Origin of the sequence: Streptomyces virginiae, assembly GCF_000720455.1 — a bacterium.
In the GTDB taxonomy this organism is placed as follows: Bacteria; Actinomycetota; Actinomycetes; order Streptomycetales; family Streptomycetaceae; genus Streptomyces; species Streptomyces virginiae.
The window spans coordinates 1-14,712 of record NZ_JOAK01000053.1 but is presented as its reverse complement, the minus strand read 5'-3'; the positions used below and the strand labels follow the sequence as shown (position 1 = coordinate 14,712).

The 14,712-nt window shown below is 73.1% G+C and carries 13 protein-coding genes; 6 read left to right on the top strand and 7 right to left on the bottom strand.

Annotated elements, in window-relative coordinates; all coding sequences use genetic code 11:
* Positions 1 to 528: 528 nt before the first annotated feature.
* A complete protein-coding gene (locus IG86_RS0137025) occupies positions 529 to 1,647 on the bottom strand; it encodes a TDT family transporter (RefSeq protein WP_051785635.1) in 1,119 nt (372 codons plus the stop codon).
* A 70-nt stretch (positions 1,648 to 1,717) separates the two neighbouring features.
* On the opposite strand from IG86_RS0137025, the gene IG86_RS0137020 reads away from it, so the two are divergent.
* A complete protein-coding gene (locus IG86_RS0137020) occupies positions 1,718 to 2,644 on the top strand; it encodes a LysR family transcriptional regulator (protein ID WP_030829912.1) in 927 nt (308 codons plus the stop codon).
* On the opposite strand, the gene IG86_RS0137015 is transcribed toward IG86_RS0137020, so the two are convergent.
* Positions 2,641 to 3,438, bottom strand: coding sequence for a thioesterase family protein (locus IG86_RS0137015; RefSeq protein ID WP_030829916.1), 798 nt, complete (start codon positions 3,436 to 3,438; stop codon positions 2,641 to 2,643). The two genes, IG86_RS0137020 and IG86_RS0137015, sit on opposite strands and share 4 nt — an antisense overlap.
* Positions 3,439 to 3,671: 233 nt before the next feature.
* On the opposite strand from IG86_RS0137015, the gene IG86_RS0137010 reads away from it, so the two are divergent.
* Entirely contained in the window at positions 3,672 to 4,019 is a 348-nt protein-coding gene (locus IG86_RS0137010) for a hypothetical protein (protein WP_030902770.1), read from the top strand.
* Positions 4,020 to 4,067: 48 nt separating this feature from the next.
* On the opposite strand, the gene IG86_RS0137005 is transcribed toward IG86_RS0137010, so the two are convergent.
* The 4 genes from IG86_RS0137005 to IG86_RS0136990 all read right to left on the bottom strand — a co-directional run bounded on the left by IG86_RS0137005 (position 4,068) and on the right by IG86_RS0136990 (position 8,126).
* The gene (locus tag IG86_RS0137005) at positions 4,068 to 4,877 is read right to left on the bottom strand and encodes a hypothetical protein (protein WP_037849339.1); all 810 of its coding nucleotides are present in this window, start codon (positions 4,875 to 4,877) and stop codon (positions 4,068 to 4,070) included.
* Between the two features lie 135 nt (positions 4,878 to 5,012).
* Positions 5,013 to 5,720, bottom strand: a complete 708-nt coding sequence (locus IG86_RS0137000) for a gamma-glutamyl-gamma-aminobutyrate hydrolase family protein (RefSeq protein WP_030902766.1) — start codon at positions 5,718 to 5,720, stop codon at positions 5,013 to 5,015.
* 45 nt (positions 5,721 to 5,765) lie between these two features.
* Positions 5,766 to 7,244 carry an ethanolamine permease gene (gene eat / locus IG86_RS0136995; RefSeq protein WP_030902763.1) on the bottom strand — a complete coding sequence of 493 codons (1,479 nt, stop codon included), beginning with the start codon at positions 7,242 to 7,244 and terminating at the stop codon, positions 5,766 to 5,768.
* Between the two features lie 135 nt (positions 7,245 to 7,379).
* Complete coding sequence (locus IG86_RS0136990) at positions 7,380 to 8,126, bottom strand: FadR/GntR family transcriptional regulator (RefSeq protein ID WP_030829932.1); 747 nt, start codon at positions 8,124 to 8,126, stop codon at positions 7,380 to 7,382.
* Positions 8,127 to 8,203: 77 nt separating this feature from the next.
* On the opposite strand from IG86_RS0136990, the gene IG86_RS0136985 reads away from it, so the two are divergent.
* From IG86_RS0136985 to IG86_RS0136970, 4 genes are all read left to right on the top strand, one after another.
* Positions 8,204 to 9,574: a glutamine synthetase family protein gene (locus tag IG86_RS0136985; protein WP_030829935.1), complete on the top strand. Its 1,371-nt coding sequence runs from the start codon at positions 8,204 to 8,206 to the stop codon at positions 9,572 to 9,574.
* A gap of 37 nt (positions 9,575 to 9,611) precedes the next feature.
* A complete protein-coding gene (locus IG86_RS0136980; RefSeq protein WP_030902760.1) occupies positions 9,612 to 10,976 on the top strand; it encodes an aldehyde dehydrogenase family protein in 1,365 nt (454 codons plus the stop codon).
* A 5-nt stretch (positions 10,977 to 10,981) separates the two neighbouring features.
* On the top strand, positions 10,982 to 11,773 hold the full coding sequence (locus IG86_RS0136975; RefSeq protein ID WP_030829941.1) for a 3-oxoacyl-ACP reductase: 792 nt from the start codon (positions 10,982 to 10,984) through the stop codon (positions 11,771 to 11,773).
* 103 nt (positions 11,774 to 11,876) lie between these two features.
* Positions 11,877 to 13,172: a haloacid dehalogenase-like hydrolase gene (locus IG86_RS0136970; RefSeq protein WP_030829944.1), complete on the top strand. Its 1,296-nt coding sequence runs from the start codon at positions 11,877 to 11,879 to the stop codon at positions 13,170 to 13,172.
* A gap of 59 nt (positions 13,173 to 13,231) precedes the next feature.
* Here IG86_RS0136970 and IG86_RS0136965 read toward each other — a convergent pair whose 3' ends face one another.
* On the bottom strand, positions 13,232 to 14,434 hold the full coding sequence (locus IG86_RS0136965) for an amino acid deaminase/aldolase (RefSeq protein ID WP_030902756.1): 1,203 nt from the start codon (positions 14,432 to 14,434) through the stop codon (positions 13,232 to 13,234).
* Positions 14,435 to 14,712: the final 278 nt, after the last annotated feature.

The following is a 14,712-nucleotide window of genomic DNA, read 5'->3' as shown; positions in this document are numbered from 1 at the left end:
CCGCGCCTCAATCGCCGGCGGGGCTGGGTGGTGTGGGGCGGGGCCCCGCCGGAGTGTCTCCTCGGCTCGCGCGGTACCGCATCTCGCGGCCGTACCCGGTGGTGCGCGCTCGTCCTGTGGGGACACTCCGCCGTGTCCCCACCCCACGGCAGTGCTCCGACAGTGCCCCGGAGCCTGCCCGACGCGTGGGAGCGGGGACGGGGAGGGGTGTCCCCGCAGGACGAGCGCGCAACCACCGAGCACAACCGCGATGGCCCGCGCGCGCCGAGCCGAGGAGACACCCCTCCCCGGCCCCGCGACTCGCCCGCACCGCGCCCGGATCCCGATCCGCAGGACAGGCGGGGCAGGCGCAGCCAAACCCAGCCCCGCCGGCGATTGAGGCGCGGGGCCTGGGGCAGAGCCCCAGCACACCGGCGCGGGGCCGCCCCACACCGCCACCCCCGCGGGAGCGAAGCGGCCCCGCCGGCGATTGAGGCGCGGGGTCTGGGGCGGAGCCCCAGCACACCGGCCGGGGCTCGCCCCGGGCCGCTACCCCCGCGGGAGGCGGCCCGTCAGCAGGCGGTGCAGGGTGTGCGTGGCGGCGAGCAGCCAGGCGGTCAGCAGGGCGAGGAAGAGGGCCGCGGCGAGCCAGCCGAGGGCGGTGAGCCCGGTGTGGCGGGCCAGGCCGGCGGCGCCGGTGACACACGTGCCGACGGGGAAGGTCAGCGCCCACCAGGTCATCGCGAAGCCCATGCCGGCCCGGGCCGCCCGGACCAGCATGCACACGGCGAGGGCCAGCCACAGCAGGGCGAATCCCATCACGGGCACCCCGTAGACGACCGCGAAGGCGCCGAGCGCGCCGGCGTAGGGGGCGCCGATCGCCTGGGGGGCCATGTCGGCGAGCTGGTTCACGGCGGTGGTGGACTGCCCCAGCGGGCCGAGGACCAGGAACAGGGTCGGGGTGAGGGCCAGGGGGAGGGGGCCGCCCACGATCAGCCGGCCGAAGATCAGGGGCAGCATCAGCAGGGTCGCGAGCAGGCTGATGCCGAACATGGCGTAGCAGGCGAGCAGCATGGCCTCGCGGGGCTGGCCGGGGGACAGGTGGGGTATCAGCAGCGGGCCGAGGGCGGCGGAGACCATGGGGGCGACGAGGGGGAGCAGCCAGACGGGGGTGGCCTGCTTCGGTTCGACCTTGTGGCGCACCACCATCAGGTAGGGCACGGCCACGGCCGCGACCAGGCCGATCGCGGTGCCCGCGGTGAAGAGCACGGCGTCCACGGCCACGGCGGCGCCGGTCCCGATGAGGTCCTTGCCGACGATGAGGGTGGCGCCGCCGACGGCCAGCAACGCCATCGAGAGGCACCCGTAGAAGGGGGCGACGGCGGGGTCGAGGAGGTGGGCGCGGGCCTGGTCGCGGTGGTGGAGCCAGTGCCCGGCGCGGGCGGTGAGCAGGACGGCGAGGGCGGCGGCGGACAGCGCCCAGACGAGCTGGCAGGCCACGCGCTGGCCGGGGAGCTGGTACGGGAGGGTCGCGCCGGCGTTGGCGACGATCGCGGTGCCCATGACGGAGGCGTACCAGTTCGGGCCGAGGTGTCGCAGCGCCGGTGCCTTGTGGGCGGTGGGCGCGGGTTCGGTGAGGGTGCGGGGTCGCACGAGGGTGGTGGCCATGGGTCCAGCGTCCCGCCGGGGCGGGACGAGCGGCAGGGATCACCTTTCTATAAGGCCATAAACTGATGTTATGGGTGATGAGGAGTTGGTTCCGCTGGCGCACCGTGTACCGGACCTGGGGGCGCTGGAGCTGCTGCTGGCGGTCGCGCGCGTGGGGAGCCTGAGCGGCGCCGCCCGGCGGCTGGGCATCACCCAGCCCGCGGCGAGCAGCCGGATCCGGGCGATGGAGACCCGGCTGGGCGTGGCGCTGGTGGACCGTTCCCCGCGGGGGTCGACGCTGACGGCCGAGGGTGCGCTGGTCACCGACTGGGCCCGGCGGGTGGTGGAGGCGGCGGAGGCCTTCGACGCGGGTGCGCAGGCGCTGCGGGGACGGCGGGACTCGCGGCTGCGCGTGGCGGCCAGCATGACCATCGCGGAGTACCTGCTGCCGGGGTGGCTGATCGCGCTGCGCGGGCAGCGGCCGGACACGGCGGTGTCGCTGCACGCGGGCAATTCCGCGGTGGTCGTGCAGCGGGTGCTCACGCACGAGGCCGACCTCGGCTTCGTGGAGGGGCTGACGGTGCCGGAGGGGCTGGACTCGGCGGTGATCGCGCAGGACCGTCTCGTCGTGGCGGTGGCGCCGGTCCATGCGTGGGCGCGGCGCACGCGGGGCGTGGAGGCGGCGGAACTGGCGGCGACCCCGCTGATCCTGCGCGAGCGGGGATCGGGTACCCGGCAGGTACTGGACGCCGCGCTGGCCGGGCACGGCGGGCTGGCCGCGCCGCTGCTGGAGCTGGCGTCGACGACGGCGGTCAAGGCGGCCGCGCTGGGCGGCGCGGGGCCGTGCGTGCTGTCGGAGCTGGCGGTGGTGGACGAGCTGGCGGCGCGCCGGCTGGTGGAGGTGCCGGTGTCGGGCGCCGAACTGGGCCGGGCCCTGCGGGCCGTCTGGCCGGCCGGCGCCCGCCCGGCGGGCCCGGCCCGGGACCTGCTGTCCCTGACCCGGGGTACGTCCCCCTAGGGCAGTGGGCGGACGGTGAGGATCTGGTCGGCGTGGCCGACCGGGCCGTCGATGTCGTGCAGGACGCTGCTGGTGAGCCCCTGTCCCGACGGGCCGAAGGTGACCGTGGTGTCCAGGCCGGTCCACGGGCCGTGCGGCTGCCGGTGCAGATGGATCGTGAGGTCGAGGTTCGGGAACATCCACGCGGTGGGGTCCTGCTGGACCGCGACCCCGTTCGCGGTGTCCACGAGCGCCACGTAGGAGGCGAGGGCGCTGCTCGGCTCGCCCGCGACCAGCGCGATGGGCGAGGACACCCAGGCCACCGTGCGGCCCCGGCGGGTGGGCGGGGTCCGGCGGACCTCGATGGAGGAGACGTAGCCCCCGTCCCACTCTTCGGCCATGGCCCACGGGGTGAGCTCCCCGGGAGCGGGCAGCGGCTCGTGGGGGCTGTCGGCCACAGCGGAGGAGTCCAGGGTGGCCAGCAGCCAGGCGCGGGCGCGGACCACCGGACGGCCGCCGATGGTCACGGTCGCTTCGAGGAGTTCGATGGTCCGGCCCGGGCGGAGGGTCTCGACGGTGATCTCGCACTCGTCGAGGGCGATCCGGCCCAGGATGTCGTAGCTGATCCGCGCCAGTGCCAGGGGTTCTGCCCGCTGCGCCAGGTGCCCGTCGATCGCGTGCACCACGAGGCCGGCGAGCGGGCTGAAGTGCTGCTCGTCGGTGTTCCAGGCGCCGCCCGCGTGAGCCGTGGGCTTGTAGGCGTGCTCGCCCGTCCGCTCGTAGTAGCTCTCGGATGCGGCGGCGCCGGTGGTCACGGGGTCGGTCTCCTCGGGCGGGGCAGGAATGCGCGGGGATAGGTGTATCGATCATGGATCGTAGGGGGCGTCGTCCCGTCCGTCACTGTGATCTGCCGGACACCGGGCCGCCGGGCCTGAGTCCGTTCGGGCGAGGGAGGATCGATTCGGCACGGGGCGGACGGTGGCCCCGGCGCGACCCGCGGGAAAGGTGGCTCCTGCACGTTTCCGCTCCGCCCCGAGGAGACCCCCTGATGCGCCTACGCCATGCCGCCGTCGCCGCCTTCGGCGCCTTCGCGCTCCTGCTGACCGTCCCGACCTCGGCCTCGGCCGCCACGGGTGAGTTCCAGTACACGGTCACGGGCCTCGACGGCCGCCCCCTGCGGGTGGTCCTGGAGGACCCGGAGAGCGGGGAGTGCATCACGCTGCCCGAGGTCGCCGACCCCGGTGCCAGCTCCCCTGCGCACTCGCCGCGCAACAGGACCACCTCCACGGCGACGGTGTTCACCGAACCGGACTGTTCCGGTGACTGGTTCACGATGCGGCCGCTCACCGGCTACGGCTCGGCGCGCCTGCAGCTGCGGTCGGTCGTCTTCGGCTGAGCCCGTGCGGGACGCCCGCCGGGCCGCCGTCGCCGGGCCCGGCCGGCGTCAGCCCGCCGGGGCCTGGGAGCGGGACTGCAGGCGCTTCGTCAGGAGCGAGCCCAGGACGATCAGGGCGACTCCCAGCCACCACATGTTGTCGAAGATCAGGACGGCGATGCCGATCGGTACGAGCAGGCCCGCCAGCGGTACCAGGAAGCCCGCCCACCGCGTGGGCTCGGGAGGCAGGCCGGAGGCTTCGCGGACCGCCCGGGCGCGGGCGACGTCCGGGTACCAGACGGTGAACTTCACCGCGGCGACGATCGCCAGGATCTGGATGATCCAGCCGGTCCAGATGTTGCTCGGGTTGTGCAGGACCAGGTCCCCGTACGCTCCCGCGGCGGCGGCCACCAGGAAGGCGATGCCCCACGCCCCGGTGATCATGTAGTTGGTGCGCAGGAAGCCGCGGGTGTGCCAGAGCGACGGATCGACCTGTTCGCGGGCGTACTGGAGGGTGAACGGCATCCGCACGGCCATCGAGCCGAAGGCGATCACCGCCAGCGCGATGTTGGCGACCTCGCCCGCGTACGTCTCCAGCCAGCGCAGGGTTGCGTCGTCGACCAGGGCTCCGATGACGGCCATCGACGCGAAGAAGACCACGTCGGCCAGTTCCAGCAGCTTCCAGGAGCTGCCGCGGTTGACCAGGTGGCCCACCGCGACCAGGGCGACCGCGGCGGCCAGGGCCAGTCCGACGGCCAGTTCGAACCGCCCGGGGCCGACCAGCAGGGAGAAGATGATCCACGGCGCCATGCCCACGACCGGGTTGTCCAGGAACCCGGCCACCGGACCCTTCGCCGTGCGGTGCGCGTCGGTGCTCACCCATCCAGCGTGCCCGCCCGTCGGCCGGAGGGCCATTTGTGGCGGCCGCGCCCCGGCGGGGGCGCCGGGTGCGGGGCCGGCCGCGGGGCCCCGGGGCGCTGGGGAAGGCGCCGGAGTCCCGCGGCCGGCGGTCGGTCAGGCCACCGGGACCGCGCTGCGGACGGCGGCGGCCTCGATCAGCGACGCCATCACCCGGGTGTCCTCGTCCCGCTCCGGGTGCCACTGCACGCCCAGCACCCAGCGCGCGGGGTCGGGCAGCTCGATGGCCTCGATAGTGCCGTCGAGCGCGTGCGCCGAGACGACCAGGCCGCGGCCCAGGCGCTCGACGGCCTGGTGGTGGTAGGTCGGGACCTGCGCCTCCTCGGGGACGAGGTCCGCGTACCGGGTGCCCGGGACCGGGCGGACCGGGTGCCAGGACATGACGCCCGGGGTGTCGACGTGGCCGTCGATGTGCTGGATCAGGGTGCCGCCCAGGGCCACGTTCAGGGCCTGCATCCCGCGGCAGATGCCGAGCACGGGCACTTCCGCCTCCAGGGCGGCGCCGATCAGGGCCAGCTCCCACTGGTCGCGGACCGTCGCGGGGGCGCCCGTACGGGGATCGCGCGCGGCTCCGTAGTGGACCGGGTCCACGTCCGGGCCGCCCGCGACGACCAGGCCGTCCACCCGGCTCAGCACCTCCGCCGCCGATCCGGGCTCGTCCGGGGGCAGCAGCACGGCCGCGCCGTCCGCCGCCTGGACGAGTTGGTGGTACCCGGTCGGTACGAGGGACGTCGGGAGGTCCCACACCCCGTAGCGGGTGGATTCCTCGACGTAGGTGGTGATGCCGATGAGCGGCCTGGGCACGTTCGATACCTCCGGGAAGGGGCGGGGGCGGACGGTGACAGGGTTTCAGTCGCGGGCCAGTTCCGCCTCGGCTTCCGCGAGGGCCGCGAACTCCTCCTCGGGAGCCGACGCCACGAGGTGGTGGCGGCTGTAGAACGCGAAGTAGGCCAGGGCGACGGCGTACACGGCCAGGGCGATGAACGCCGCGTCCTTGTCCACCAGGAAGGTGGCGACCAGGGCCGACAGGGCGAGTACGAAGGCCACCGAGGAGGTCAGGACCCCGCCCGGGGTGCGGTACGGGCGCTCCAGCTGCGGCTCCCGGCGGCGCAGCACGATGTGCGAGAGCGCCATCAGGGCGTAGGAGATGGTGGCGCCGAAGACGGCGATGTTGAGCATGCGGGCGCCGTTGCCGGTGGCCGCCGCCAGGGCGAACCCGATCGCGCCGGGGATGATCAGGCCCAGGTAGGGGGCCTTGCGCTTCGAGGTGAGCGAGAGGAAGCGGGGCAGGTAGCCGGCGCGCGAGAGGGCGAAGAGCTGGCGCGAGCCCGCGTAGATGAGCGAGAAGAAGGAGGCCACCAGGCCCGCCAGGCCCGCGTAGTTCACGAAGCGGCTCAGCGCGGTCGGGCCGCCGTCGCCCTCCAGGGCGACGACGAGGGGGTTGCCGGCCGTCTTGACGGCGTCGGCGCCCTGCGCGCCGGTCGCCGCGAAGAAGGTGATCAGGGCCAGCAGGGCGAGGATGCCCATGGAGATCGACAGCGCCTTCGGCATGGAGCGGACCGGGTCCTTCGCCTCCTCGGCCGCCAGCGGTACGCCCTCCACGCCGAGGAAGAACCACATGCCGAAGGGGAACGCGGCCCAGATGCCGAGCACGCCCAGCGGCAGCCAGGAGTTCGAGCCGAAGGCGTTCGCGTCGACCGGGATGTCGTTCAGGCCGTCGGCGCTGAACTCCGTGAAGGCGCCCACCGCGAAGATCAGCAGCGCGGCGACGGCGACGGCGGTCACGACGAGGCTGAAGCGGAGCGCCTCGCCGACGCCCCACAGGTGCACGCCGATGAAGACCACGAAGCAGCCGAGGTAGACGGGCCAGCTGGAGGTGAGGCCGAAGAGGCCGAGGGACTCCACGTAGTCGCCGATGAAGATGACGATCGCCGCCGGGGCGAGGATGTACTCGATGAGGATCGCGGTGCCGGTGAGGAAGCCGCCCCAGGGGCCCAGCGCCCGGCGGGCGAAGCCGTAGCCGCCGCCCGCGGTCGGCAGGATGGTGGACAGCTCCGCGAGGGAGAACACCAGGCAGGCGTACATCGCGCCCATGAGGACGGTGGCGATGGCGAGGCCGCCGAAGCCCCCCTTGTCGAGGCCGACGTTCCAGCCGGAGAAGTCACCGGAGACGACGTAGGCGACCCCGAGCCCGGTCAGGAGCAGCCATCCGGCGCTCCCGCGGCGCAGCGTGCGGCGCTCCAGATAGTCGTCCGGGCCGTCGCCGCCGGCGGGTGACGTGGTGGGTGCGGGCACGGCTGTCAGCCGTGCCTCGATGTCGTCGGCCATCGTGCGCTCCTGCCTCAGGGCAATGGTTGTGGGGCGTACCTTTGCCGCAGTGGAGCGGAGCGCGCAAGACCTCTGCGTAAAACAGAAGTTACGAAAACCTCTCGGGCGCCCCCTTCCGCCCCGTCCCGGTCCACCTCAGGCGAGGAACCCCCGCAGCAGCGCCGCCGTGCCGCAGCAGTGCTCGCGCATGGTCTCCCGCGCCCCGGCCGCGTCCCGTTCCAGCACCGCCTCGACCAGCGTGCTGTGCTGCTGCTGCGAGTGCTCCAGGTTGCGCACCAGCAGCGGGATGCAGTCGAGCAGGTCGTTGACGGTGGCCCGGACGGCGGCGTACTGGGCCGTCAGGGTGGCGGACCCGGCCAGCTCGCACAGGGTGAGGTGGAAGAGGGTGTCCTGGCGGCGGTAGTCGGCGAGCGGGGCGTCGTGGGTGGCCCCCAGCGCGGCGAGCAGCCGTTCGGTGCCCTCCTCGGTCAGCCCCTGGGAGGCGCACAGCCCGGCCGCCCCCACCTCCAGCACCTCGCGGAAGCGCAGGACGTCCTCGATGTCCACGCCCGCCACCCGTCTGCGCAGCTCCTCCTCCGTGCCGCCGGCCGGGGTGTCCGGGCGGGGCAGCACGAACGTTCCGCCGTACCGGCCGCGCCGTGCCTCCACCAGGCCCTGGTCCTGCAGTACCTTCAGGACCTCGCGCAGGGTGACCCGGCTGATCCCCATCCGCTCCGCCAGCTCGCGCTCGGGCGGCAGCCTTTCGCCGCCGGGCACCAGCCCCAGGCGGACCACCTGGAGGATCTGCTCCAGCGCCTCCTCGAACCCGTTGCCCGCCCGCACCTGGCGCAGCACCGGGTTCAGGCGCCGGGCGGCGTCGCCTTCGCTCGCCGTATCGGTCATCTCGGCTCCTCCCCTTCCCAAGCAATGGTTCTATTCAATACCTTAGGCCTCCTCGGCTCACCGAAGGAGAGAATCCCGTGGTAGACCGCAAGCCGCCGCTCGCCCCCGAGGAGCTCCGCATCCTCGTCGCCAGCGGTGAGATCGACACAGTCGTCCTGGCCTTCCCCGACATGCAGGGGCGGCTCCAGGGCAAGCGGTTCGCCGCACAGTTCTTCCTGGACGAGGTCCTCGCGCACGGCACCGAGGGCTGCAACTACCTCCTGGCCGTCGACACCGACATGAACACCGTCGACGGCTACGAGATGTCCTCGTGGGAGCGGGGCTACGGCGACTTCGCCATGCACCCCGACCCCGCCACCCTGCGCCGCATCCCCTGGAACCCCGGCAGCGCCTTCATCCTCGCCGACCTGGCCTGGAACGACGCCGCGCCCGTCGTGGCCGCACCCCGCCAGATCCTGCGCCGCCAGCTGGAACGCCTCGCCGAACACGGATACACCGCGATGGTCGGCACCGAGCTGGAGTTCATGGTCTTCCAGGACACCTACGAACAGGCCTGGAACGCCAACTACCGAGGCCTGACCCCCGCCAACCAGTACAACATCGACTACTCGGTCCTCGGGACCGGCCGCATCGAACCCCTCCTGCGCCGGATCCGCAACGAGATGCAGGCCGCCGGCCTGACCGTCGAGTCGGCCAAGGGCGAGTGCAACCTCGGCCAGCACGAGATCGCCTTCCGCTACGACGAGGCGCTCACCACCTGCGACCAGCACTCCGTCTACAAGACCGGCGCCAAGGAGATCGCCTCCCAGGAAGGCGTCTCGCTCACCTTCATGGCCAAGTACGACGAGCGCGAGGGCAACTCCTGTCACATCCACCTCTCGCTCACCGACGCCGACGGACGCAACGCGATGGCCGGAGAGGGCCACGAGGAACACGGCATGTCCCCCGTGATGCGCCACTTCCTGGCCGGCCAGCTCGCCGCGCTGCGCGACTTCTCCCTTCTCTACGCCCCGAACATCAACTCGTACAAGCGTTTCCGGCCGGGATCCTTCGCACCGACCGCCGTCGCCTGGGGCCTGGACAACCGCACCTGCGCCCTGCGCGTCGTCGGCCACGGCCGCTCCATGCGCTTCGAGAACCGTCTCCCCGGCGGCGACGTCAACCCCTACCTCGCCGTCGCCGGACTGGTCGCCGCCGGGCTGTACGGCATCGAGCACCGCCTGGAGCTGCCGCCGATCTGCACCGGCAACGCCTACACCGGCGACTACGCACACGTCCCCGCCACCCTGCGCGAGGCCGCCGAACTCTGGGAGAACAGCGAGATCGCCAAGGCCGCCTTCGGCCCCGAGGTCGTCGCCCACTACCGCAACATGGCCCGCGTGGAACTCGACGCCTACGACTCCGCGGTGACCGACTGGGAGCTGCGCCGCTCCTTCGAACGCCTGTAGCCACGCTCGCCACCGAACCGAAACTGTGAGGCACCACGTGTCCGATGCGCTGGAAGTGCTGAATCCGGCCACAGAGGAACTCGTCGCCGTCGTCCCGGCCGCCACACGGGACGACGTCGACGCCGCCGTCAACCGGGCTGCCGCGGCCCAGCGCGCCTGGGCGGCGGCGGCCCCCGCCGACCGGGCCCGCCTGCTGCGCCGCTTCGCCGCGGTCGTCGACGGGCACATCGAGGAACTGGCCCGGCTGGAGGTCCGCGAAGCCGGCCACACCATCGGCAACGCCCGCTGGGAGGCCGGCAACGTACGCGACCTCCTCGACTTCGCCGCCGGGGGAGTGGAACGGCTCTCCGGCCGCCAGATCCCCGTCGCCGGCGGCATCGACGTCACCTTCCTCGAACCCCTCGGCGTCATCGGCGTGATCGCCCCCTGGAACTTCCCCATGCCGATCGCCGCCTGGGGCCTGGCCCCGGCGCTCGCCGCCGGCAACGCCGTCATCCTCAAGCCCGCCGAGACCACCCCGCTGACCGCGCTCCGCCTCGCCGAACTCGCCCTCGAAGCCGGGATCCCCGAACACCTCTTCCAGGTGCTCCCCGGCCACGGCGACGTCGCGGGCGACGCGCTCGTCGAACACCCCGGCGTCGCGAAGATCGTCTTCACCGGCTCCACGCGCGTCGGCAAGCAGATCATGGCCAAGTGCGCCGACCGGGTGAAGCGCGTCACCCTCGAACTCGGCGGCAAGAGCCCCAACATCGTCTTCGCCGACGCGGACCTGGAAGCCGCCGCGGCCGCCGCCCCCATGGCCTTCCTCGACAACACCGGCCAGGACTGCTGCGCCCGCACCCGCATCCTCGTACAGCGCTCCGCCTACGACCGCTTCCTGGAGCTCGTCGCCCCCGGCATCGCGGCCGTCGCCGTGGGCGACCCGCTCGACGAGAAGACGCAAATGGGTCCGCTGATCTCACGGACCCAGCTGGACCGCGTACGGTCCTTCGTCACCGACGACCTCACCACCGTCCGCGGCACCGCCCCCGAAGGCCCCGGCTTCTGGTACCCGCCCACCCTCGTCACGGACGTCGCCCCCACCGCGCCCGTCGCCGCCGAGGAGGTCTTCGGCCCCGTCGCCGTCGTCCTGCCCTTCGAGGACGAGGAGGACGCCGTACGCCTGGCCAACGCCACCGAATACGGCCTCTCCGGCTCCCTCTGGACCCGCGACATCGGCCGCGCGCTGCGCGTCTCGCGCGCCGTCGCCGCCGGCAACCTGTCCGTCAACTCCCACAGCAGCGTCCGCTACTGGACCCCCTTCGGCGGCTACAAGCAGTCCGGACTCGGCCGCGAGCTCGGACCCGACGCCCTCACCGCTTTCACCGAGACCAAGAACGTCTTCATCAGCACGGAGGCCTGAACCACATGTCCGTAGAGCCCACCGAGATCATCTGCCGCCGCCTCGTCGGCCGCACCGCCGTCATCACGGGAGCCGGCAGCGGCATCGGCCTCGCCACCGCCCGCCGACTGGCATCCGAAGGCGCCGACGTCGTCTGCGCGGACATCGACGAAACGGCCGGCAAGGCCGCCGCCGAGGAGGTCGGAGGCCTCTTCGTCAAGGTCGACGTCACCGACAAGGAGGACGTCGACGCGCTCTTCAAGACCGCCTTCGACACCTACGGCTCCGTCGACATCGCCTTCAACAACGCCGGCATCTCGCCCCCCGACGACGACTCCATCCTCACCACCGAGCTCGACGCCTGGCGCCGCGTCCAGGACGTCAACCTCACCTCCGTCTACCTCTGCTGCAAGGCCGCCCTGCCCTACATGCAGCGCCAGGGCCGCGGCTCGATCATCAACACCGCCTCCTTCGTCGCCATCATGGGCGCCGCCACCTCCCAGATCTCCTACACCGCCTCCAAGGGCGGCGTCCTCGCCATGTCCCGCGAGCTCGGCGTGCAGTTCGCCCGCGAGGGCATCCGCGTCAACGCCCTGTGCCCCGGACCCGTCAACACCCCGCTGCTCCAGGAGCTGTTCGCCAAGGACCCCGAGCGCGCCGCCCGCCGGCTCGTGCACATCCCGCTGGGCCGGTTCGCCGAGCCCACCGAGATCGCCGCGGCCGTCGCCTTCCTCGCCAGCGACGACTCGTCCTTCATCAACGCCACCGACTTCCTCGTCGACGGCGGCATCTCGGGCGCGTACGTCACCCCGCTGTAATCGCTCACCCCGCCACCACCCACCCGACAGCCGGGCGTCGCACGACGCCCGGCTGTCGTGCTCCACCGCCCGTGACGCCTTCACCGCCAAGGAGCGTTCACCCATGTCCCCACGCACCGCCGGCCGGCGCCTCCAGGCCCTCGCCGCCGCCGCGATCACCGTGGCGGCCCTCGTCGCCGTCGGCCCCACCGCCGAGGCCGCAGGCCCCGGAGCCCCCTGCACCACCCCGCAGCTGAAGCCCGGCTGGTACGGCGACAACCAGGCCCGCCTCCAGCAGCTCATCGACCGCTACGGCCGCTGCAACCCGTACCGGCCCAGCCGCGCCAAGCCCGTCGCCGTCTTCGACTGGGACAACACCGTCGTCAAGAACGACGTCGGCGACGCCACCATGTTCTGGCTGCTCCGCAACTCCAGGATCCGCCAGCCCGCCCGCGGTGACTGGAGCACCACCAGCCGCTTCCTGACCCCCGCCGCCGCCCGGTCCCTCGCCGACGCCTGCGGCGCCCTCGCCCGCCCCGGCACCCCGCTGCCCACCGGGACCACGGCCGGAGCCGGGTGCGCGGACGAGATCAACGCGGTCTACGCCACCGCCGCGACCCGCACCGGAGCGGCCGCCTTCGCCGGCTGGGACCGCCGCACCATGGAACCCGGGTACGCCTGGCTGCCCCAGCTGATGCAGGGCTGGACCGCCCGCCAGATCCGCGGCTTCGCCGCCGCCGCCCGCACCGAGAACCTCGCCGCGCCCGTCGGCGCCACCCAGCAGGTCGGCACCGGCCGGGCCACCGGCTGGGTGCGCTACTACGACCAGCAGAAGGACCTGATCGAGAGCCTCCGGAAAGCCGGCTTCGACGTATGGATCAGCTCGGCCTCCCCACAGCCGGTCGTCGAGGTCTGGGCCGAGGGCGTCGGCATCGGCCCGGACCACGTCATCGGCATCCGCAACACCACGACCCGCGGCGGGGCCTACACCACCCGCCTCCAGGGCTGCGGATCCGTCCAGGACGGCGCCGACACGATGATCACGTACATCGACGGCAAGCGCTGCTGGATCAACAAGGAGATCTTCGGGGTGCGCGGCCCCGCCGCCGAGAAGGTCCAGCCGGCCGCCCGCCGCCCGGTGTTCGCGGCGGGCGACTCCGACACCGACATCTCGTTCCTGCGGGACGCCACCGCCCTGCGGCTCGCTGTGAACCGGAACAAGAACGAGCTGATGTGCCGCGCCTACGACAACAGCGACGGCAAGTGGATCGTCAACCCGATGTTCATCGAGCCGAAGAAGCAGAAGGCCAGCCCCTACCCGTGCTCCACCACGGGCTACGTCGACCACGACGGCACGCCCGGACCGGTCCGCCGCGGCGACACCAGCGTCGTCCCGGACCAGGCGGACACCGTGTACTAGGGGGTGCCTTGCCGATCAGGCCGGGCTTGCGGCCTGATCGGCAAGACACCCCTGGGCCGTCACAGGAAGGTACGGCCCTCGCCCCGGTAGGTAGGGACGCCCTCCGTGACCCGATCGCCCTCGACGAGGTGCAAGGTGTCGAACCGTTCGCACAGTTCGCCCGCCTTCGCATGGCGGAACCAGACCCGGTCGCCGATCAGCAGGTCGTCGGCCGGGCTCCCCAGCAGCGGCGTCTGCACCTCGCCCGCACCCTCCTGCGGGTCGTAGCGCAGCCCCTGCGGCAGGTACGGAACCGGCAGCCGGTCCGGGCCGGCCGCCCCGGAGGCCGGATAGCCGCCCCCGAGCACCGTCACCACCCCCACCCCGGGCCTGCGCACCACCGGCTGCGCGAACAGCGCCGCCGGACGCCCGCTGAACGAGGTGTAGTTGTCGAAGAGCCGCGGCACGTACAGCCCCGACCCGGCGGCGATCTCCGTCACCGCGTCCTCGGCCGCGGTCTGCTGCACGCTGCCCGTACCGCCGCCGTTGACGAACTCCAGGTCCGGTACGACGGCCCGCACGGCCGCCACCACCTCGGCCCGCCGCGCCGCGAGCTCCCTGCGCGCCGCGCCCTGCATCAGCCGGATCGCCCGGGACCGCATCGGACGCCCCGCCAGCGCGTCCCCGACCCCGGCGACGTGCCCCTCGTACGCCATCAGCCCCACCACCCGGAACCCCGGCCGGGCGGCGACCGTACGGGCCAGCGCGGCCAGCTGCTCGGGCTCGCGCAGCGGCGAGCGGCGCGCCCCCACCCGGATCCGGCCACCCACCAACCGCAGGGCGGTGTCCAGCTCCAGGCAGACCCGGATCTCCTCGCCGCCGCCGTCACGGGCCCCGTCGATCAGCTCCAGCTGCGCGGGATCGTCCACCATCACGGTCACGGCGGCGGCCAGCTTGGCGTCGTTCGCCAGCTCGCCGAAACCGGCCCGGTCCGCGGACGGATAGGCGAGGAGCACGTCCTCGAACCCGGAGCGGGCCAGCCACAGCGACTCGGCGAGCGTGTACGACATGATCCCGGCGAACCCGGGCCGGGCCAGCACCCGTTCGAGCAGGGCGCGGCACCGGACCGACTTGCTGGCGACCCGGACCGGCTTGCCGCCGGCCCGGCGCACGAGATCGTCGGCGTTGGCGTCGAAGGCCTCGAGATCCACGATGGCCAGCGGCGCGTCCAGGTGCGCGGTCGCCCGGTCGTACCGGGCGCGGTCGGCGGCGGGGGAGTTCATGGGCGGCAGCTTGCCAGAGGTCTGTACCGGTGGGTAGGGCCCCGGCCCAACCCCGGGGCCCCGCCGCGTCCCACCCCCCGGGGCTCCGCCCCGGACCCCGCGCTCAAACGCCGGCGGGGCTGGATCCGGCGGCGGGGCTGGACGAGGCCGATCTGCTGGACGGGGGTGGGGGCGGGTTGGGGTGTCGGCCGGGACGTAAAACGTGATTTGTGGCGCGGTAGGAGCCCGTACGGCTAGGTCCGCCTCAGGCGCCATAAATCATGCAGTCCCGGACGACA